This is a genomic window from Streptomyces sp. NBC_00846 (assembly GCF_045207325.1).
GTDB lineage: Bacteria > Actinomycetota > Actinomycetes > Streptomycetales > Streptomycetaceae > Streptomyces.
In genome coordinates this window covers 5571814-5591846 of record NZ_CP108846.1, presented here as the reverse complement: position 1 = coordinate 5591846, position 20033 = coordinate 5571814, and the positions used below count along the sequence as shown (strand labels likewise).

The 20033-nt window shown below is 68.3% G+C and carries 16 protein-coding genes; 11 read left to right on the top strand and 5 right to left on the bottom strand.

The window, feature by feature from the left end:
* Positions 1 to 167 precede the first annotated feature (167 nt).
* A complete protein-coding gene (locus OG936_RS25725) occupies positions 168 to 1166 on the top strand; it encodes an acetylxylan esterase (protein WP_406500608.1) in 999 nt (332 codons plus the stop codon).
* 174 nt (positions 1167 to 1340) lie between these two features.
* Positions 1341 to 2129 carry an IclR family transcriptional regulator gene (locus OG936_RS25720; RefSeq protein WP_406497799.1) on the top strand — a complete coding sequence of 263 codons (789 nt, stop codon included), beginning with the start codon at positions 1341 to 1343 and terminating at the stop codon, positions 2127 to 2129.
* A gap of 63 nt (positions 2130 to 2192) precedes the next feature.
* Here the strand turns inward: OG936_RS25720 and OG936_RS25715 are convergent, their stop codons facing one another.
* The gene (locus tag OG936_RS25715; RefSeq protein WP_406497797.1) at positions 2193 to 4481 is read right to left on the bottom strand and encodes an FAD-dependent oxidoreductase; all 2289 of its coding nucleotides are present in this window, start codon (positions 4479 to 4481) and stop codon (positions 2193 to 2195) included.
* Between the two features lie 344 nt (positions 4482 to 4825).
* On the opposite strand from OG936_RS25715, the gene OG936_RS25710 reads away from it, so the two are divergent.
* The 4 genes from OG936_RS25710 (at position 4826) to OG936_RS25695 (ending at position 9496) form a co-directional block, all read left to right on the top strand.
* Complete coding sequence (locus OG936_RS25710) at positions 4826 to 5752, top strand: carbohydrate ABC transporter permease (protein ID WP_406497795.1); 927 nt, start codon at positions 4826 to 4828, stop codon at positions 5750 to 5752.
* Positions 5752 to 6672, top strand: a complete 921-nt coding sequence (locus OG936_RS25705; protein WP_406497793.1) for a carbohydrate ABC transporter permease — start codon at positions 5752 to 5754, stop codon at positions 6670 to 6672. The genes OG936_RS25710 and OG936_RS25705 overlap by 1 nt, the downstream gene beginning before the upstream one ends.
* Positions 6673 to 6736: 64 nt before the next feature.
* Complete coding sequence (locus OG936_RS25700) at positions 6737 to 8038, top strand: extracellular solute-binding protein (protein WP_383751402.1); 1302 nt, start codon at positions 6737 to 6739, stop codon at positions 8036 to 8038.
* A gap of 153 nt (positions 8039 to 8191) precedes the next feature.
* Positions 8192 to 9496 carry a BNR-4 repeat-containing protein gene (locus OG936_RS25695; RefSeq protein ID WP_406497791.1) on the top strand — a complete coding sequence of 435 codons (1305 nt, stop codon included), beginning with the start codon at positions 8192 to 8194 and terminating at the stop codon, positions 9494 to 9496.
* A 66-nt stretch (positions 9497 to 9562) separates the two neighbouring features.
* Here OG936_RS25695 and OG936_RS25690 read toward each other — a convergent pair whose 3' ends face one another.
* Positions 9563 to 10372, bottom strand: a complete 810-nt coding sequence (locus tag OG936_RS25690; RefSeq protein ID WP_406497789.1) for a ribonuclease activity regulator RraA — start codon at positions 10370 to 10372, stop codon at positions 9563 to 9565.
* Positions 10373 to 10481: 109 nt separating this feature from the next.
* Here OG936_RS25690 and OG936_RS25685 point away from each other — a divergent pair, with 109 nt between their 5' ends.
* The 5 genes from OG936_RS25685 to OG936_RS25665 all read left to right on the top strand — a co-directional run bounded on the left by OG936_RS25685 (position 10482) and on the right by OG936_RS25665 (position 17098).
* A complete protein-coding gene (locus OG936_RS25685; RefSeq protein ID WP_406497787.1) occupies positions 10482 to 11741 on the top strand; it encodes an alpha-L-fucosidase in 1260 nt (419 codons plus the stop codon).
* Between the two features lie 223 nt (positions 11742 to 11964).
* A complete protein-coding gene (locus OG936_RS25680; RefSeq protein ID WP_406497786.1) occupies positions 11965 to 13212 on the top strand; it encodes an ABC transporter substrate-binding protein in 1248 nt (415 codons plus the stop codon).
* A complete protein-coding gene (locus OG936_RS25675) occupies positions 13191 to 14144 on the top strand; it encodes a carbohydrate ABC transporter permease (protein WP_406497785.1) in 954 nt (317 codons plus the stop codon). Before OG936_RS25680 ends, OG936_RS25675 begins: the two co-directional genes overlap by 22 nt.
* 9 nt (positions 14145 to 14153) lie before the next feature.
* Positions 14154 to 15065 (top strand): carbohydrate ABC transporter permease, encoded by a 912-nt coding sequence (locus tag OG936_RS25670; RefSeq protein WP_406497783.1) that lies wholly within the window; start codon positions 14154 to 14156, stop codon positions 15063 to 15065.
* A gap of 41 nt (positions 15066 to 15106) precedes the next feature.
* The gene (locus OG936_RS25665; RefSeq protein ID WP_406497781.1) at positions 15107 to 17098 is read left to right on the top strand and encodes a right-handed parallel beta-helix repeat-containing protein; all 1992 of its coding nucleotides are present in this window, start codon (positions 15107 to 15109) and stop codon (positions 17096 to 17098) included.
* 70 nt (positions 17099 to 17168) lie between these two features.
* Here the strand turns inward: OG936_RS25665 and OG936_RS25660 are convergent, their stop codons facing one another.
* The 3 genes from OG936_RS25660 to OG936_RS25650 all read right to left on the bottom strand — a co-directional run bounded on the left by OG936_RS25660 (position 17169) and on the right by OG936_RS25650 (position 19963).
* Entirely contained in the window at positions 17169 to 17900 is a 732-nt protein-coding gene (locus OG936_RS25660) for a GntR family transcriptional regulator (RefSeq protein ID WP_406497779.1), read from the bottom strand.
* Between the two features lie 107 nt (positions 17901 to 18007).
* On the bottom strand, positions 18008 to 18994 hold the full coding sequence (locus OG936_RS25655; protein ID WP_406497777.1) for an acetylxylan esterase: 987 nt from the start codon (positions 18992 to 18994) through the stop codon (positions 18008 to 18010).
* 96 nt (positions 18995 to 19090) lie between these two features.
* Positions 19091 to 19963: an amidohydrolase family protein gene (locus OG936_RS25650; RefSeq protein ID WP_406497775.1), complete on the bottom strand. Its 873-nt coding sequence runs from the start codon at positions 19961 to 19963 to the stop codon at positions 19091 to 19093.
* Positions 19964 to 20033: the final 70 nt, after the last annotated feature.

Genomic DNA, 20033 nt, shown 5'->3' with positions numbered 1-20033 from the left:
CTGATCGAAACAGCTGCCGTGACTACACCGCCCAGCGGGACGTGACCGTTGAGTCGGCAGGTCAAGCCCGTACCGGGGGCTCAGCGCCGGCAGGACAGGGTACGTCGTGTCGAGAGCTGTTCCGGAAGGGCGTGCCGGTCACTTCGCACACCGAACAAGGAGAGATCTTGCCCACCCATCCGTTCACGTCAGACGGCAGTGAACTCAGCTCGCTTCAGCATGATTTGCCGTTCGACCCCACCTACGGCTACGACCTGCCGCGCCTCCTTGCGGTGGGGGCCCCGCCAGGCCCGGACGGCTTCGCCGACTTCTGGCAGGAGCGCTACGCGAGTGCGCTACGCGTCGACCCGGCGCCTCGGATCGAGGGACCCTGGGCCACCGTGGACGGCGTGCGGGTCGCCGACGTCTCGTACACATCCGTCGACGGCGTCCGCATCGGCGGGTGGCTGACCGTCCCTGCCGATGGCCGCGTTACGCAGGGCTGTGTGGCGACACACGGATACGGAGGCCGGGCGGCCCCGGACCCCTGGCAACCCCCGCCGGGGACCGCGACCATCTGGCCCTGCCTGCGCGGGCTCGGAACGCGGAGCCTGCTGCCCGGCGTTCCCTCGAACTCGGCGGGGCACGTTCTGCACGGCATCGGCGCCCGGGAGTCGTACCTCATCGGCGGGTGTGTGGCGGATGTCTGGTGTGCGGCCACCGCACTGCTGGGGTTGGTGCCGGAGGCTGCCGGGCGGCTGACGTACCTGGGCACGAGTTTCGGCGGCGGCATCGGGGCGTTGGCGCTCCCCTGGGACGACCGTTTCCATGCCGCCGGCCTCACGGTGCCGACCTTCGGAAACCATCCGCTCCGGGTGACACTGCCGTGCACGGGCAGCGGAGAGTCGGTGCGTACGCGGCTCGCCGAGGAGCCCTCGGTGCTGGACGTCCTGGCGTACTTCGACGCCGCGACAGCGGCCCGGCACCTTCGCATCCCGGTGCATGTGGGTGCCGCCCTGTTCGATCCGGCGGTACCCCCACCGGGGCAGTTCGCGGTGCACAACGCACTGGCCGGGCCGCGCGAACTCTTCGTTCTGCGGGCGGGGCACTTCGACCACCCGGACGAGCGGGCCGAAACGGCGGCCCTGGAAGAGGTCCAGCGACGCTTTCTGTCGGAGGCGGACTGAGTGGTGGTGTCGGGCCAGCTCAGCCGGCCCGGTGAATGCCGGCAGTTCCGCGACGTCACCCGCGTCTGGCCCGGGTGACGTCGCGGAACCTGTCGCTGATTTCAGGTACGGGCGTCGATCACGCGCGATATGCTGATGCAGATTGTGCAAGCGATTTGCAAAACGAGGAGGGTCATGGCTACGCGGGCGACTGATGTCGGGACGAACCAGAGCGTCGAACGAGCAGTCTCGGTGCTGCGCGCACTCGACTCCGGTCGGGCCGAACTCCGTGTCTCCGACGTCGCCGAGCTCACCGGACTGGGCTCGTCGACCACCTCTCGCCTGCTGTCCACCCTGGAACGCCTCGACATGGTCGAACGCGATCCGGTCAGCAATCTCTACCGGCTCAGCCTCGGCCTCCTCCCCCTCGCCGCCACCGCCACCAACCGCCACCCCGTGCACCGGGCCGCCCGCATGGTGCTCCAGGACCTCGCCACCCGCACCGGGCTCGGGGCCAACGTGGCCGTACGCCGCGGTACCGAGCTGATGTTCCTGTGCAATTTCGAGGGCACGCGCGCCCCCAAGCCCTATACGCAGGCCGGACACACCGCCCCGCTGCATGCCACGAGCATCGGCAAGTGTCTGCTCACCGGCCTCGCCCCCAAAGAGCGTCGCAAACTGCTGGGGGAACCTCTCGACGCGCACACCGAGTACACCACCACCAGTCACGACCTCCTCGACACCGAGATCGACACCGTCCGGCGCACCGGTTACGCCGTCGAAGCCGAGGAGCGCGCCCTGGGCCGCGCGTCCCTGGCCGCGCCCGTCCGCGACGCTTCGGGGGACGTCGTCGCCGCCATCTCCCTGTGGGGCCCGACCTCGCTGCTCGGGGACCGCTCCGATACCGAGGGGCAGCGCCTCGCCCTCGTACGCGAGGTCATCGAGGCCGCCGACGCCATCAGTCAGGCACTTGGCGCGCTCTGAGGTACATGGCGAAGGGGTCGGGTGGAGGCTGATCAGCCTCCACCCGACCCCTTCGCCATGTGGCTAGGCGCCGTACGCCTTGAAGGCGATCACGTGCGCGTGCCGTGCTCCGTGCGTCGCGTCGACCACGAGCCGTAGTGCGTCGGTGCGTACGGGGCTGCCGTCCGCGGCCTTCAGTTCGTGTACACGGTGGCGGCGTCGGTTGTCCGTCACCGTCAGGAGTGTGTGCCAGGTACCGGCGGCGTCGCGGCTCTGGATGCGGTAGTCGCGTACGAGTTCCGGCATGACCTCGTACGGGGTGCGGTGGCGGTGCAGGTTGTTGAGGTATTCGTCGACGTCGTCGTCGAACACCAGGCGCGTTTCCGCGAGTTCTTGCTCGTCGTGCCAGTCGAGACGGAGCCACTCAGCGGCGTCCTCCGGCGCGGAGGACCACATGTGCGGGCCACCGTAGGGACGTTGGTATCCGCCTACGGCCCGTTCGGGGTGGAATGCCATGGTGTCGGGGGCCGCCCGAAAGGCGAAGGTCTGGCGGCGCAGGCCGCGGGCCTGCCATTCCAGGACCAGTTGTCCGTCTTCTTCCGGGATGTCGTGGTCGACGGCCGCGTCTCCCTCGGCCTTCCTGCGCAGGGCGAGGACACCGTCGGTGCGTTCGGGGAGGAGGACCAGGGCCGTGTCCGCGCAGGCTCGGACGATGAGGATCGCGTTCCGGGGGGTGTCGGGGTGGTGGTCGAGGCGGGCCGTGACCCAGTGGGGGCCGTCGGACGGAACGGTGACAGTGGTCGTGAGGAGGTGGTCGGTGGGGACCGCGTTTTCGGGGTGGCCCGTGCTCCACAGTTCCACGGTGAGTTCGCGGGACTGGCCGTTCGGGGCGCCGTGGACGAGGAGGTCGACCGTGTCGAGTGCGGGGTCGACCGGAAGCAGGAGGGCCAGGTCGCGGGTGAGGGGGTACGGGGTGCCGGGCGTGGCCGGTGTGGGTTCGGCGGCCAGACGGGTCAGGTGGGAGGAGGCGGTGACGCGGGCCGTGCGCGCCAGGTTGTCGGGGTCGTCGTCGGCGAGGCCGATCACGGAGGCGTCCTGGCGCAGCAGGGTGTGGCGTACCAGTTCCGGTCGCGTGGTGGCGAGTTCGCGCGGCGTGAGGCCCTCGGCGACGCACAGGGCCGCGGCGGTGCCCGCGGCCTCGCCGAGTGTCGCGCAGGTGGCCATGACGCGGGTGGCCCCGAAGGCGATGTGGGTGGCGGAGATGTTGCGCCCGGCGAAGTGCAGGTTCGTGACGTTCGCCGAGTACAGGGAGCGCAGCGGGATGTGGAAGATGCCGTCCGCGTATCGCTGGCGGGCGCCGGGCTCGTCGGCGTACATGCCCTGTACGGGGTGGAGGTCGACGGACCAGCCGCCGAAGGCGATCCGGTCGGCGAACTGGCGCTGCTGAAGGATGTCCTGCTGAGTGAGGACGTAGTCGCCGAGGAAGCGGCGGTACTCGCGCTTGCCGGGGAGACTGCCGACCCATTCCAGGGTGAGGTTCGCCGCGTCGGGGAACTGGCCGGAGTTCTTGATGTGGTCCCAGATGCCCATGATCACGGCCTGGAGCTCGTCACGGATGCGCTCGTTGTCGTGGACGGTGTCGAGTTCGCCGCCCCACTCGATCCACCAGTAGTCGCAGCCGTTGTCCCCGGTGCTCAGGATGCGGTTGTGCAGGATGGGCGTGGTCGACAGGTCCTTGGCGTAGGCGGGCGGTACGAACTTCACCGGCCGGCCCGTGTCCCTGGTGTGGAAGAGGATCGTCGAGCCGAGCAGCGCCTGGTCCGCCTCGGCCGGCGCCCAGGGCTCGTCGAACTCGGTCCGTGCTTCGCGGCCTATGCGGTAGCGGGCGCCGGCGAGGTGGCCGAGCAGGCCGTCACCGGTACAGTCGAGGAACTGGCGCGCATGGAAGGTGATGCGGCGCTCCGAGCCCACCATCCAGCCGGTGCAGGAGTGCACCTCGCGGCTGTCGTCGGGGCCGCTCGCGTCGACCTCGCGTACGTCGGTGTTGAGGTAGAGGTCGATGTTCGGTTCGGCACGGACGGCGTCGAGGACGACCTGGTCCCAGTAGTAGGGGTTGCCCTCGGGGTTGCGGTACTGGTTCTCGGTGTACAGCTCGCCCATGATTCCGGTCTCGCGGGCCCAGCGGTGCACGCCGTGTGCGGTGGCGCCGCAGACCCAGACGCGGATCTCGCTGCTGGCGTTGCCGCCCAGGACGGGCCGGTTGTTGACCAGGGCGACGCGTCGGCCGAGCCGGGCCGCGGCGATGGCCGCGCAGGTCCCCGCCAATCCGCCGCCGATCACGGCGATGTCGTAATGGACCTCTTCTTCCCGCACGGTGCGGCCTCCTTGGTGTGAAGCTCGGATACTCCCCGGCACAGCGGAGCAACCTTGAACGTACATCACATCCATATTGTGCAACTACTGTTCAGCCAGTGGGATTCGTTGTAAGTTCCGGTTATGGGGCACCGACCCGGCTGTCGCGAGCCGAAGTTGAAGTTCCGAGCAGGTGGGGCGAGTTCGCCGGTCCTGCACAGAACCGGCGATTCACCGACCAAAAGGGTTGACGCCATCGCACTATATGGAGAACGATCCCGCATGCTGCAACTTGTATTCACTGGAGCATGGATGGCGTTCACGCAGGGCCCCGGCGCTCCCGCCCCGTTTGAGAGGACACACCCATGAGTACGGCCGCACCTCCCCAGAAGGCGCCCCCGCCCCGTCAGCGGACCGGCGGACGGCTCTCCAACGGTGCGTTCGCCCTGCTGCTGACCGCACCGGGACTCGCCCTGTTCGCGGCGATCATCTTCTACCCGCTGCTGTCGGCGCTGTTCACCGGCTTCTTCAAGCAGGATCTGCGGCTGCCGGGCCGGGAGTTCGTCGGCCTGGACAACTTCACATACTGGCTGGACGGCGACTTCCTCACGATCCTCGAGCAGACGCTGGTCTTCACCGTCGGCGCGACGCTCGTCCCCTTCGCGCTCGGCTTCGCGCTCGCGCTCGCGCTGAACACCGGCCTCAAGGGCAGCGGCTTCCTGCGCGGCCTGTTCCTGTTCCCCTGGGTGATCCCGGGCGTGGTGGTCTCCTTCCTCTGGATGTGGATCTTCAACGCAAACTACGGGGTGCTCAACGGCGTCCTCATGAAGACCGGATTCATCGACGAGTCCGTCGCCTGGCTCGGTCAGCCCGGCACCGCGATGCTCGCCGTCATCGTCACCAAGACCTGGGCCAGCTTCCCCTGGATGATGGTGATGCTCCTGGCCGGTCTGCAGACCGTGCCCAGGGAGCTGCACGAGGCGGCCTCGATGGACGGGGCGGGCTCGATCCGGCGCTTCTTCGCCGTCACCTGGCCGCAGGTCCGCGGTGTCGCCCAGATCGTGCTCCTGCTGGAGTTCATCTGGAACTTCCAGCACTTCGACACCATCTACGTCCTCACCGGCGGCGGACCGGCCGGCACCACCGAGACGTTCGCGACCGCCGTGTACCAGACCGCCTTCAAGGGCTTCGACATCGGCCGGGCCACCGCGCTGGGCGGACTGTGGATGCTGCTCCTGCTCCTCCTCGTCGCCGTCTACCTCAGGATCACCGAGCGGAAGGGCGACGCCTGATGGCCTCCACCACCTCCACCCCGCTGTCCGCCGTCGACCGGCCGCGGCCGTCCGCCACGCGGGCTGGGCGCAGCGCTCGGCGCCGTATACGCAAGGACCTGCTGCGCTCGCGGATCGCCGCCTGGAGTGCGGTCGTCGTCATCGGCGCCTTCGGTCTGCTGCCGGTCTACTGGCTGCTCGCCACCGCGCTGAGCACCCCCGAGTCGACCTTCCAGTTCCCGCCGAAGCTGATACCCGCCGATCTCACCCTCAGTAACTTCACGGCCCTCGCCGAGAACGACCAGCTGATCAAGTACATGATCAACTCGCTCATCGTGGCCTCGATCACCGCCGTGCTGAGCGTGGTCGTCGCCACGTACATGGGCTACTCGTTCTCCAAGTTCCGCTACCGCGGGCGCCGGTCGCTGATGCACCTGGTGCTGGCCTCCCAGATGTTCCCCCAGGCGCTCCTGCTGGTGACGCTGTACACCGTCTTCTCCAGCTTCGGCATGCTCAACACGTACACCGCCCTGGTGCTCTCCTTCACCACGTTCACCATGCCGCTGTGCGTCTGGATGCTGAAGGGCATCTTCGACACCATCCCGGACGCCCTGCTGGAGGCGGCGTCCATCGACGGCGCGTCCCGGTGGCGGACGCTGCACTCCATCGTGGCGCCGCTGGCCGCGCCCGGGATGATCGCCGCCGGGCTCTTCGCCTTCGTACGCGGCTGGAACGACTTCATCTTCGCGCTGACCCTGGCCGACAAGGAGAAGCAGACCCTGCCTCCCGGCCTCGTCTCCACCTACATCGGCGAATTCCAGACCGCCTGGCCCCAGTTGATGGCGGCCTCGCTCATCGTGTCCATCCCGGTGGTCGTCGCCTTCATGTTCCTGCAGCGCTACCTCGTCGGCGGCATGACCGCCGGTTCGGTCAAGAGCTGAACCCGCGGGATCAACCCGCACCCTCACGTACCTCCCCTCCCGCTCACTCCCCCATGGAGAGATCATGACCACCTCTGGCATCAGCCGGCGCGGCGCGCTGCGCATGTTCGGCATCGGCGCGCTCGGTGTGGCCGGCGCCGGTGTGCTCGGCGCCTGTGCACCGTCCGGCGCCGGCAGCACCTCCAACGGCGGCGACCCGAAGTCCAAGAACTTCGACTTCACCTCCTGGTCGCTCAACGAGGAGGCCGCCAAGCCCTCGATCGAGAAGATCATCGCGGCATGGGAGAAGGCCGAGAAGTCCACGATCCGCGCGGTCTCGTACCCGTACAACGAGTACCTGAGCCAGCTCACCCTCAAGCTGGGCGGCGGGGAGACGACAGGTGCGGTGCACCTCGACATCGCCTGGCTCGCCGCGATAGCGCAGATGGGCAAGCTGGCCGACCTCGGATCGGTGGCCGGCAAGGGCGGCTACACCGACGTGGCGCTGAACAGCGGCACGTACGACGGCAAGCAGTACGGGCTGCCGTGGAACACCGGATCGATCGGTGTGATCGCCAACTCCCAGCTCCTGGAGAAGGCCGGGATCAAGAAGCACCCCACCACCGTTGAGGAGTTCGAGGCCGCGCTGCGGGAGCTGAAGGGGCTCGGCGGCGGTGTCGTGCCGTATGCCGCTGCCACCAAGGTCGCGCAGCTCAAGGACATCTTCCCGTGGATGCAGACCTTCGGCTGCAAGCTGCTCGACGGTGGGAAGGTCACGATAGGCGACGACGCCTCGATCGACGCGGTCACCTGGTACAAGAAGCTGCACGACGAGAAGCTGATCGCCGCCGACGTGGACCGCTTCGACGCGCGCGCCCTGTTCGGGCAGGGCAAGGCCGCCTTCTACGACGACGCGATCATCGGCAAGGGCGTGACCTCCGCCCAGTCCAAGGACAAGACGCTGGCCAACGCCATGCAGCCGATGGAGCGTCCGGTGCTCAAGGCCGGGGACACGCCGCAGGCGCTGCTGTGGGGCGGCGTGATCGCGATCGTGAAGGGCAAGGGGCAGGACGCGGCGACCGAGTTCGCGCTGCACACCACCACCGACCAGGCCACCACCTCCGAGTACTTCGCCGCGCGCGCACTGCCGCCGTCCACCACCGCGGGTCTGGCCGCCCCGGAGGTCGCCAAGGACACCTTCACCACGGAGTGGACCGAGAAGATCACCAAGACGGCGACCGGCAGCCCGTTCTGGCAGTTCGCGCAGAATGCCCAGATCGAGGAGGCCGTCGCCAAGCAGGTGCAGGCCGTCCTCGTCGGCAAGTCGAAGCCGAAGGACGCGATGAAGCAGGCCGGCGAGGAGGCCGCCGCGCTCATCAAGCGCTGAGGCCGAGCGCCGTAGTCCGGGCCAGGCGAGCGTCGCACGACCCCCGCCTGGCCCTGCTCCGTACCCCGCACGACGACCGCGCCGGCCGGCCCTCGGGCCGCTGCCGTCCGCGTCACCTCCACACCCGCGCACGCACCCGCGAAGGAGCTCATCTTGCGACGTCCCACGGTACGCACGTACACCGCCTCGGCCACGGCCCTGGCCGCCCTGCTCCTGCCCGTCCCGGCCGCCCGGGCCGACACCGCGCAGAGCACGGCAGCCGCGGCGACGGTGATCGAGAAGGTCCCGTACGCGATGGACTCGTCGAACCAGGCCGCTTGGTGGACGCCGGTCGCCACGTACAAGGGCCGCGGCCAGTACACGTACTTCGCCTTCAACGAGCCGGGCTCGACGGCCGCCACGCACCGGCCCGCCATCGCGCGGCGCGACCCGGACGGGGTCTGGAGCCTGCTGCCGCTACTCGACCGGAGCGGGGCGCAGGCGGAGTTCCCTGACGACAACGGCCACAACCAGCCGTCCGTCGCGCGGGACGGCAACGGACGTCTGCATGTGTTCGCCTCCATGCACGCCGACGCCTGGCGCTACTTCCGTACCGAGGCCCCCGGCGGGGACGTCACCGACCATGCGGCCGAACTGCCCGACCAGGGCCAGGGCATCACCTATCCGATCGTCGCCACGGCGCCCAACGGCGATCTGTACCTGGCCGCCCGTGTCGGCGCCGGCGCCGATCAGCGCCCCGGCAAGCTCTACCGCTGGGACAACGCAGCGGCGCGCTGGAGCGTGGTTGCCACGTTCGCCGGCGCGCTGAACCGCTCCGTGTACCCCGACGACCTGACAGTCGACGGCGAGGGGCGTGTGCACCTGCTGTACGAGTGGGCCAAGGCACCGGCGACCGGGTTCCGCCACCAGCTCTCCTACCTGCGCTTCGACCCGGCGACTGGCGACTTCGCCGACAGTACGGGTGCGGCGCTCACCGTCCCGGTGACGCCCGACACCTCCGACGTGATCCAGCAGCTGACCACCGGCGAGGAGTGGAGCATCGACAACGCGTACGCCGGTCCTGCGGTGCAGAGTGCCAAGCTCACCCTCGACGGCTCCACCCCGAAGGTCGCCTACCGCTACCGCTCGGCCGACAGCGGCGGCAACTTCCGCGTGTACTACGCCTATCCGAGCGGCGGCGACTGGGTCAGCAAGACCGTGTACGCCGGCGGACAGACCGCAGCCGCCCTCGGCATCACCTGGGACGAGACGGACACCAAGCGGATCTACTACGTGACCACCTCGGGCACCGACCGGGTCTTTGCCGCAACGCAGTCGGTGGGCGGGGCCTGGACCGCGCAGTCCGCCGCTCCGGGCGTGAGCGCGGACCGGCTCGCGGTGCGGCGGGACTCGGACGGTCACGATGTGCTCTATCTTCCGGACACCGTGCACAACTCCCTCTACTACGGCTTCCGTTGAGGCCGGTGCGCCGCCCGCGCCATCTGTACGGGGACGAAGCCGTCCCCGTACAGAACCCGCAAGTGGTCAGGTCCCGGACTTGCTCGCCAGATACTCGTCCAGCCCTTCACCGGTGAGCGGATAGTAGTCGGAGAGCAGGCCACCCTCGTCGAGGCGGCGGCGTGCGAACGCCTCACGGTCCTGGTGCAGGAGCGAGTCCTCGGCCAGCGGGACCGCGCGGTCCTGCGGTACGACCACGGCGCCGTCCTCGTCGGCCACGATCAGGTCCCCCGGCGTGACCAGTGTGCCGCCGACACCCACCGGCACATTGAACGCGGAGGGGAAGAGCTCCGTCTGCGAGGCGTAGTGCGGGGTGACTCCGGTACACCAGATCGGCACGCCGAGGGCCCGGATCCGGGCCGCGTCCCGCACCCGCCCGTCCACGACGATCCCGGCGCCACCGCGCAGCTTGAAGTAGCGCACCAGCATGTCGCCAAGACAGCCGGTGAAGTGGCTCGCCTGCGCCGAGATCACCAGCACGTCGCCGGGTGTGATCGACTCCAGCACCCCCCACAGCGGGGTCTTGCGCTCGATGTCCTCCTGTGCGGCGCCGTTGAAGACGTCCTCGCGCTGCGGCAGGAACTGCAGGGTCACCGCACCTCCGGTGATCTTGATGTCCGGTTCCCGGTGCAGCGGCACGGGCCCGTCGATGAAGGTCCGGGTGATGCCCATCTGGTGCAGCTTCGCGCAGGCGGTCGCCGCGCTCACGTCCTCAAGTGCCTCCACCATCCGCCGTGTCGGCCTCCGGAAGGACGAGGTGTGGACCGGCGACCGCATCGACTCGTAGGTCGAGGTCTCCCCCGCCGTCGACGTTTCTTGATCCCTGCTCGGGTTCATTTACGTGCCTCTCCGCGCGCTCCCCGCACGCAACACCAGTGACATCATCGTCTATCGATGGTAGATAACCTCCTATCGATTAGTGCTGTCAATCCGTCAGGAGTCTTCCGTGCCCACTGCACCCGGCGGGTGGTTCGAGACCGCGCGCTTCGGACTGTTCGTCCACTTCGGCCTGTACAGCCTCGCCGCGCGGCACGAATGGGTACGCAGCCGGGAGGCCATGTCCCAGGCGGCATACGACCGTTACCTGGAGCGGTTCGACCCCGACCTCTTCGATGCGCGGGAACTCGCCCGGGCGGCAAGGGAAGCAGGGATGCGCTATGCCGTGCTCACCGCCAAGCACCACGACGGATTCTGCCTCTTCGACTCGTCGCTGACCGATTACACCTCGGTGCGTGCGGCCGGCCGGGACCTGGTGGCCGAGTTCGCGGAGGCGATGCGCGCCGAGGGCCTGCGGGTCGGCCTCTACTACTCACTCCTCGACTGGCACCACCCCGGCTTCCCGGTCGACGAGCACCATCCGCTGCGCGGCTCGGAGGGCGGGCGGGAGGCGGCGGACTTGGCGCGTTACCGGTCGTACATGCAGGGCCAGATACGTGAGTTGCTCACCAACTACGGACAGGTCGACCTGCTCTTCTTCGACTTCACGTATCCAGGTATGGGGCCGGAGCAGTGGGGGGCGAAAGAGCTCATCGAAACGGTCCGTGAGCTGCGGCCCGACATCCTCGTGAACGACCGGCTGGGCGTACCCGGTGACTATGTGACGCCCGAGCAGTACCAGCCCGACCGGCCGCTGGAGCGCGACGGCGCGCCGGTGCTGTGGGAGGCGTGCCATACGCTCAACGGGTCCTGGGGCTACGACCGCGACAACCACGACTACAAGGACCCGTCCCAGTTGGTCCGCATGCTGGTCCAGTCCGTTTCCTGCGGCGGAAATCTGATCCTCAACGTCGGCCCTACCGGAAGGGGTTCGCTCGATCAGCGGGCGCGCGACACCCTGCGGGCCATCGGAGAGTGGAGCGCCCTGCACGCCCGCGCCGTACACGGTGCGGGACCTTCTTCCTTCCGGCCGCCGGCGAGCGCCCTGTACACGCAGCGCGGCCGCCGCCTGTACCTGCACCTGCTCGCCTGGCCGCTCAATCACCTACATCTTCCTGGCCTGGCCGGGCGGGTTCGCTATGCCCAACTGCTGCACGACGGCTCGGAGATCGCCTTCCACGAGGTCGACGGCGCCCGCCACGAACACAACAACCTGGCCCCGCCGAGCCAGCCGCCGGGCACCCTGACCCTGACCCTGCCCACCTCGCGGCCCGACGTACTGCTGCCGGTGGTCGAACTCTTCCTGGGCAACGAGGAGTTGCATCCATGACAGGGCCGCCGAGAACGGGAGCAAGCGGTTTCGGCAGCACCCTTGTACATGCGGGATGCCGCCCATAGCATCAGTAATCGATAGGCGATTACTACGAGCTCCTACCGGGACCCGACCGCACCGTTCGGACGCGCCCCCTTCCCCTTCTTGACGAACTCGAACGAACGCCTGCACTTGCACGTCAGCTATCGATTATTCACGACTATGCAATGGAGCGTGTCCGATGAGAACCATGTGGCACCGAGCCTCCGCACTCGCCGTGGCTCCGCTCGTGATGGCATCCGCCGTCGCCTGCGGGGGAAGCGGGTCCGACGGGGCCGCGGAGGGTACGACTCTCCGCATCATCGTCAACATCTCGCCGAACCTGACGGAGCAGTACTGGAAAGGCCTCTTCACGAAGTACGAGAAGAGCCATCCCGGCGTGAAGGTGAAGCTGGAGCTGACGGGGACGATCTCGGCCAACGCCAAGCTCACCCAGGACCTCGCCGCCGGCGACCCGCCCGACATCGCCCAGCAGATCATCCCGGCCCCCGACACGACCAAGCTCTTCGCCGACCTGTCCGACCAGGCCTGGACGAAGGACACACCGCTGGTCGACCAGTACGCCGTCGGCGGCAAGACATACATGGTCGGCGTGGGCGAGCAGATCCAGTCGCTGGTCTTCTACAACAAGGCGGCCTTCGCGAAGGCCGGCGTGGACGCGTCGAAGATCCAGACGCTGGATCAGTTCACCGCCGCCATGGGCAGTCTGAAGTCCGCGGGCTACAAGCCGCTGCAGACCGCGGGCCAGTGGGTGACGGGCGGGCAGTTCTCGATGATGGCCGACGCCGGTGTGCTCACCGAGAACCCCCAATGGATCAAACAGCGCAACGACGGCAAGGTCTCCTTCGCCGACAGCGGCTATGTGCCGTACCTGAAGCGCTACGGGCAGTGGATCGACAAGGGGTACCTCGAGAAGAGCGCGCTGGGGCTGACGTACGCCGACGGGCAGACGGCCTTCCTCAACGGCAAGTCGGCGATGTACATGATGGGTTCCTTCTTCGTGCCCGCGGCGGACGCGGCGAAGAAGAGCGACGAGATCGGTGTCTTCACGATGCCGACCGACGGCGCCTACCCGTCCGGCCAGTTCGGCAACGTCTCGAACCCCTACGCCGTGGTCAACCAGTCGCACCACAAGGCCGAGGCGATCGAATTCGTGAAGTGGCTGGTCACCGACAAGGAAGCGATCAAGAGCCAGCTCGCCGCTGACGGCAATCTGCGCACGGGCTTCAGCTACCCGATGTCCAGCCTCGGCACCGCGGTGCAGAAGATCCTCGACAAGACGCCGTCGGTGCTCGTGAAGTCCGGTGAGAACCAGCCGATCGCCGGGTTCAGCGACGAGCTCAACAAGCAGATCCAGTCCCTGTACACGGGCACCTCCGCGAAGGATGCCGCGGGCGGATTGGACAAGTGGTGGAACTCGCAGAACTGACGCAGCCGGGGCGGCGCTCCGTCGCCGCCCCGGCGGCCCCCGGCTCCGGCCGCAGGCGAGCCCGCTTCCGCGAGGCGGCCGTCACGTTCGGCATGATGGGCCCGGCCGTGCTCCTGTACACGGTGCTGACGGTCGTGCCCGTGGGCGTGGCGATCTACCTCAGCTTCACGGACTGGGACGGCTTCTCCACCGCGAACCTCATCGGGTGGGAGAACTACAAGCACCTCTTCGACGACCCGAGCTCGACGGACGCCTGGTACGTGACCGCGCTGATCACCTTGATCGGCACCGCCCTGATGGTCGGCGCGGGCCTGGTGTACGCACTGATCCTCAAGAGCCGGTCGCGTACGAACTCGTTCTTCCGCGCCGTCGCCTACTTCCCGCACGTGATCAGCGCGTTGATCCTCGGCTATCTGTGGGCGGCGATCCTCGGCACGAACGGGGCGGTCAACAACACCCTCGCCAAGTTCGGCATGGAGCCGATCGGCTTTCTCTTCGACGAAAAGTTCGCGCTGTACACGCTGATCGGTGTCATCGTGTGGGCCGGATTCGGCTTCAACGTCGTCCTGTTCGTGGCCGCCCTGCAGACCGTCCCGGCCGAGCTCCTGGAGGCCGCGGCGATCGACGGCGCCAGCAGGCGGCAGATCAATCTGCGCATCGTGATCCCGATGATCGCGCCCGTGGTCACCGTGGCGACCGTACTGAACCTGGTCGGCCTGCTGAGGGCGTACGACATCGTGGTCAGCCTCACCGGCGGCGGTCCGGCCGGCTCGACGCAGACCTTCACCTATCTCATTCTCGCCCGGTCCTTCGAGGGCACCAAGGTCGGTTACGCAACGGCCCAGGCGGTCTTCCTGATGGTCGTCTCCGCCGTGCTCGCCCTCGTCGTGACCGCGCTGCGCAACCGCCAAGACCAAGCTGCGACCGGTTAGGAGCCGAGGGTGGTCATCACTGAACCAAAGGTCCACGACAGACCGCGGATCGCACCGGTTCCCGCCCCGGAGGTCTCTCTGACGGAACAGCGGGAGTCCCGCTCGCCCCTGCGCTGGGTGCTCCTCGGCCCGCTGTTCGTCGTCATGATCGTGCCGGTGTACCTGCTCGTCGTGAACGCCTTCAAGTCACAGCAGGACATCCTCGACAGCCCGTTCTCGATCCCGCTGAGCGGTCTGACCTTCGAGCACATGTCCGCCGCCATCAGCAATCCGCAGTACAACGTCATCGGCGGCTACGGCTTCACGCTGTTCCTCGTCGTCACCGTGGACGTGCTGTGCATCGCGCTGGCGGGACCGGCGGCGTACGCGATCGCGCGCAGCCTCAAGAAGCGGACGCAGCTGGTGCTGCTGTACTTCCTGGCCGGCACGTTCATCCCCGGCGCAGCCGTGATCATCCCGGTGATCTACGTACTGCGCGAGGTCGGTCTCGCCAACACCGTGACCGGTCTGGTCGCGCACGACGTGGCCTCGACGCTGCCGGTCAGCATCTTCCTGTTCGTGGGCTTCATCCGCACGATCCCGGTGGACATCGACCATGCGGCGACGATCGACGGCGCGGGCCGCTACCGGACGTTCTGGACCATCGTCTTCCCGCTGATGCGTCCGGCGGTCGTCACCGTCCTGATCCTCAACTCCATCGGGATCTGGAACGACTTCATCTCGCCCCAGATCCTGCTCAGCCCGTCGTCCGGTCACTACACGGTGACGACGGCGATCTACGCAGGCATCAGCCAGTACTCCACCGATCTGACGAAGGTGTTCCCCAACCTTCTGCTCGCCGTCGCGCCCGTGATCATCTTCTTCATCTACATGCAGCGCCACATCATCAGCGGTCTGACGGTGGGCGCGGTGAAGGGATGAGCGGGCGGATCGTTCCCCTCCAGAGAAGAAAGGACCATCCAATGTCGAGGAGATGGTGGCCACGCCCCGGTAAGGGGTCGTGGTCCGCAGCCGCCCTGCTCGCTTCGCTGTCCGTGGTGGCGGCCGCCGTTCCGGCCACCGCGCACCCGCACAAGCCCCAGGCGGGCGCGGTCTATCACGTCGCTCCGTCGGGCCGGGACTCCAACAAGGGCACCACCACGGGTCAGGCATTCCAACACATCCAGCGGTGTGCCGACGTCATGGAGCCCGGAGACACCTGTCTGATCCAGTCCGGTACGTACGCCGAGACCGTCGCGCCGGCCCGGTCGGGCACCGCCGGGCTGCCGATCACCTACCGGGCGGCGCCAGGGGCGAAGGTGACACTGAGCGGGACCGCGCCGGTGCGCGGCTTCTCACCCGTCACCGGCGCGGACGTCATGGAGATCGCCAAGAGTGATCCGTACGCCCAGAACTCGGCGTTCAGCGACGCCGTGGCGGCCGGACACGTCTACAGCACCTCCGTCGACCTGGGCTCCGACGTGACGACCGTGCAGGTCTTCACCGACAAGAAGGCGGGCGTCGAGGCGCAATGGCCCTACCCGGGGCTCGACCTGCTCGACCCCACGCTGCAGTACGCGGGTGCGGGGAGCGCGGAGGCGACGATCGCGGACGAGGCCCTGACTCGGCCCGCCGGGTACTGGGACGGCGCGCGGGCCCTGACCGGCTACTGGTACATCTCGGCGACCGGCACGGTGAAGAGCTCCGCCGTCGGCTCGGTGACGCTCGACGTGGCGCCCCCGTGCGTGCACAAGGTCGTACCGAAGGAGACGCGGTACGCCCTCGCCGGAAAGATCGGTGAACTCTCCCGCCCCGGCGAGTGGTTCTACGACCCGGCCGCCAAGCGTCTGTACCTCTACAGCGAGGACAGCCCCGCCGCGCACACCATCGAGGCGAAGACCCGGGCGCTGGCCTTCGACCTGACGGCCGCGAGCCACACCACGGTGGCGGGCGTCGGACTGTTCGCCTCCACCATCAAGACGGGCCCGACCAGCACGGGCGTGACGCTGGACGGGATCAACGGTACATATCTGTCGCACTACACCGACATCACGCGCGGCGCCACGGACTGCGGCAGCACGGTGACGCGCGGCGTCGGCGACACCGGCATCGTCCTCGACGGAACGTACAACAAGATCGTGAACAGTAATCTGTCGCTGAGCGCGGGCAACGGCATCGCGCTGCGCGGACAGAACAACACCGCCACGAACAACGTGATCCACGATGTCGACTACATGGGGACGTACGCGGCGGGCGTCGCCGTACAGGGCAACAGCCAGACGGTCACGCACAACACGATCAGCCGGGTCGGCCGAAGCGGCATCAACCTCCAGTGGAACACCGTGGAGGGCCTCACCCCGGGCAAGGACCTGATCGCGTACAACGACATCTCGGGGTACGCCCGCCTCAGCCTCGACGTCGCCGCGATCTACACCTGTTGCAGCGACTTCATGATGGGGACGTCCATCGATCACAATGTGCTGCACGATCCGGAGCCGGCCACGACGCTCACCACGTTCGGGATCTCGGGTGTCTACGCCGACAACGGGCAGAGCGACCTGGTGATCGCGAACAACGTGGGCTGGGGCAACCGGGAGGGCACGGTGATGCTCAACGGTCTGGGCACCGGCTCGCACAACAACGGTGTGTACAACAACACCGGCGGAATGACGCTGTTCTACGTCAAGGAGCCGGGGCAGTCGACCGGCACAAAGATCTACAACAACATCGGCACCATTCGCGGTCTGACCGGTGCCACCGACGGCGGGCTCGTACTCTCGAACAATCTGCCCGCCGAAACCGATCCGCTCTTCGTCGACGCGGCCGGGCACGACTACCGGCTGACCGCCGACTCTCCCGCGCGCAACCAGGCGATCGCGCTGCCGGGCATCAATGACGGCTCGACGGATGCGACACCGAGCCTCGGCGCCTACCAGTACGGGGCACCGAAGTGGACGGCGGGCGCACGCCGTTAGCCACGACCGCTTCCCCGCAAGAAGGCCCGAGCCGGATGTCTGGCTCGGGCCTGTGGCGCTGGGGTGGTGCTCACTTCTTGGCTGCGGCCTTGCGCGGCTTCCTCTTCACCTCGCGCGCGTCCGGGACCGGTCCGCGGCCGGCCGCGTGGTCGGCGAACGCCGCGGCCGCCAGCCCGGCGTCCCCGGACCGCAACAGTCCGACGAGCCGGCCGTGCTCCTCGGCCATGGCGCTCCAGTCCCCCTCGAAGAGGGGGTCGGAGATGGCCCGCAGGGTCCGCAGGCTCGGCTCGATGACCTCCCACATCCGGGCCAGGAACGGATTGCCCGCGATCTGGCTCACCACGGTGTGGAACTCGATGTCGGCGTCGCGGAACAGGCTCACATCATTCGCGGCGACGGCGTCCCGCATCCGCTCGACCAGCGCGTCGAGCTCGCGGAGGTGGTCGTCGGTGAGGTGTTCGGTGGCGAGCTGCGCGGCGAGTCGCTCCAGCGGCTCGCGTACCTGTCGGGCGTACTCGGCGTCCTGCGCGGAGATCTCGACGACGAAGTGGCCGCGGCGCGGGACGTGCATGAGCAGGCCCTCACGGGCCAGGCGCTTGACCGCCTCCCGCACCGGGGCCTGGCTCACCCCCAGGCGCCGGGCGATCTCCGACTCGACCACGCGCTCGTTCGGTGCGAGATCGCCGTCGACGACGGCCTGGCGGAGCAGCTCGTAGACCTGGTCGGAGATCAGGGTCTTGCGGAACCGGTCCTTGTTGGTGGCCAGCGTGGAGACGAATCCAGCCGACGCATTCGATGCCATGAATTCCCAATCCTGCGATGGGGCGAGCCAGTTACTTCATGGTACGCGCTCATCGTCTATCGATGGAATCTCGGTGGGGGCGCAGGAGGAAAGGATCCCGAAAAATATCAGGCCGCGCTGTTCAGCTGCTTGGCCAGCCATTCCAATTTCACGACCTCGTGGGTGGGGCCGCCGCCTTCGTGATCATTGAACGGATAGGCGCGTATGTGCTTGTCGGCCTGGTCCACCTCGCCTTCGGCGCCGTAGTGGTTGAACGCCGCGTACCCCGTCGAGGGCGGGCAGATGCGGTCCATGAGTCCGACCGAGAACAGGGTCGGCGCATTCGCCCTGCGGGCCAGGCTGACGCCGTCGAAGTACGCCATCGTGCGGGCGACCGTGCCCGCGTGCGCCCTGTGCAGCTTCACGAACTGCGTGACTTCGGCGTACGGCGGCTTGTCGGTGATCGTGGTGGCGCGCGGGAAGTGGCACAGGAACGGCACGTCCGGCATGACGGCGACGAGGTCGGGGACCAGGCCCCCCGCGGCCAGCGCGATGCCGCCGCCCTGGCTGGTGCCGGTGACCGCGACGCGCGTGGGGTCGACCGCGGGGTGGGTGCGTACGGCGGCGACGGCGCGTACGGCGTCGGTGTACAGGCGGCGGTAGAAGTAGCGCCGCGGGTCGAGCACGCCGCGGGTCAGGAAGCCGGGCGAGGCGATGTCGCCGGAGGCCGGATCGGGGTCGGGCGTCTCGGCGCCCTGCCCCCGGGTGTCCATCACGAAGTGCGCGTAGCCGGCGCATGCCCACAGCCGCTTCTCGTGCGGGACCCCGCGTCCGCTGCCGTATCCCAGGTACTCCACGACGGCGGGCAGCGGTCCGGTGCGGGTGACGGGCAGTTGCAGCCAGCCGCGTATGGGATGCCCGCCGTATCCGGCGAACGTCACGTCGTACGTATCGATCGTGGCAAGCCTGTTGTGGACCGGTTCGAACGTCGCGGTTGGAGCGAAGTCCCCCTGTTCACTGAGGGTTTCGAGCCAGAACGCGTCGAAGTCGTCGGGCTCGTCCAGAGCCGGGCGATATCGCTCCAGCTCTTCCAGGGGCAGGTCGAACAACGCCATGTCGCATCTCCGCGGAGGTCGGGGCCGGTTGGGCCCGGGCAGTTTTCATCGCCTATCGATCATCGAAGGAATCGAATCAGGGTGCTTCGACGACTGTCAACCACGCAGTCCGTACACCCGGACGGCGTTGGTGTGCAGGGCCCGCTCGCGCTCGTCGTCCGAGAGCCGGTCGAGACCGCGGCAGGACAGCTCCAGGGAGTCGGTGCGGCTGCCGCGGGGCAGGCAGATCGGCCAGTCGGAGCCGATGAGGCACCGGTCGGGGCCGAGCGCGCCCACCACGTGCCTGACCAACTCCGCGGTCCGTTCGGGCGGTACGCCGTGCTGTTGGGTGAGCAGGCCGGAGATCTTGACGACCACGTTCGGCACCGAGGCGGCCCACTCCAGGTCCCGGTACCACTCCCCCGGGTCCGTACGGAGGTTCGGCGGGTTGCCGAGATGGTCGACGACCACGGTGAGCCCGGGGTGCCGGGTGGCCGCCTCGGCCGCGGCCCGCAGCGCCCCGGAGCCCAGATTGATCTCCAACACCAGCCCGGCCGACGCGAGTTCGGGCACCAGCACGTGAGCGGCTTCCGGGATGTCCGCCCAGCTCGCACCGCCCAGGCGCATGCCGTTCGGGCGGCTGTCGCCCAGATCGCGCAGCAGGGCGCGGAAGCGCCGGGGGCCGCCGTCGCCATGGACGTGCAGGTTTCCCACGTACCCCGCGACGAGGTCGGGGCGGCTCATCCGCCATGCGCGCAGGGCAAGTGTCTCGCCGGCGTCGCCGCGGGACGCCTCGACCAGGATCGCCCCGGTCACGGCCGCGTCCGGCCCCGAGGCACCCAGGTCGTCGATGCGAAACGCCCTGTGATGGACGCTTCCCGGGCGGATCCATGGGAATCCCGACGCCGGGTCCCACAGGTGCACATGGCAGTCGATCACGGTCGGGATCCTCCCGAGGTGCCGTTCCCGAGTATTGACAGGCTGGCTCACGCCGGTGAGTCTAACCATCGGCTATCGATGGGCGATTGCGAGGGGAGGATGTTCTCGATGTCCAGGGACC

Bases quoted from the DNA above. Each gene is read 5' to 3' on its own strand.
- OG936_RS25660 (WP_406497779.1), bottom strand. From the start codon at position 17,900: ATGGCATCGAATGCGTCGGCTGGATTCGTCTCCACGCTGGCCACCAAC.
- OG936_RS25665 (WP_406497781.1), top strand. From the start codon at position 15,107: ATGTCGAGGAGATGGTGGCCACGCCCCGGTAAGGGGTCGTGGTCCGCA.
- OG936_RS25655 (WP_406497777.1), bottom strand. From the start codon at position 18,994: ATGGCGTTGTTCGACCTGCCCCTGGAAGAGCTGGAGCGATATCGCCCG.
- OG936_RS25705 (WP_406497793.1), top strand. From the start codon at position 5,752: ATGGCCTCCACCACCTCCACCCCGCTGTCCGCCGTCGACCGGCCGCGG.
- OG936_RS25700 (WP_383751402.1), top strand. From the start codon at position 6,737: ATGACCACCTCTGGCATCAGCCGGCGCGGCGCGCTGCGCATGTTCGGC.
- OG936_RS25710 (WP_406497795.1), top strand. From the start codon at position 4,826: ATGAGTACGGCCGCACCTCCCCAGAAGGCGCCCCCGCCCCGTCAGCGG.
- OG936_RS25690 (WP_406497789.1), bottom strand. From the start codon at position 10,372: ATGAACCCGAGCAGGGATCAAGAAACGTCGACGGCGGGGGAGACCTCG.
- OG936_RS25680 (WP_406497786.1), top strand. From the start codon at position 11,965: ATGAGAACCATGTGGCACCGAGCCTCCGCACTCGCCGTGGCTCCGCTC.
- OG936_RS25720 (WP_406497799.1), top strand. From the start codon at position 1,341: ATGGCTACGCGGGCGACTGATGTCGGGACGAACCAGAGCGTCGAACGA.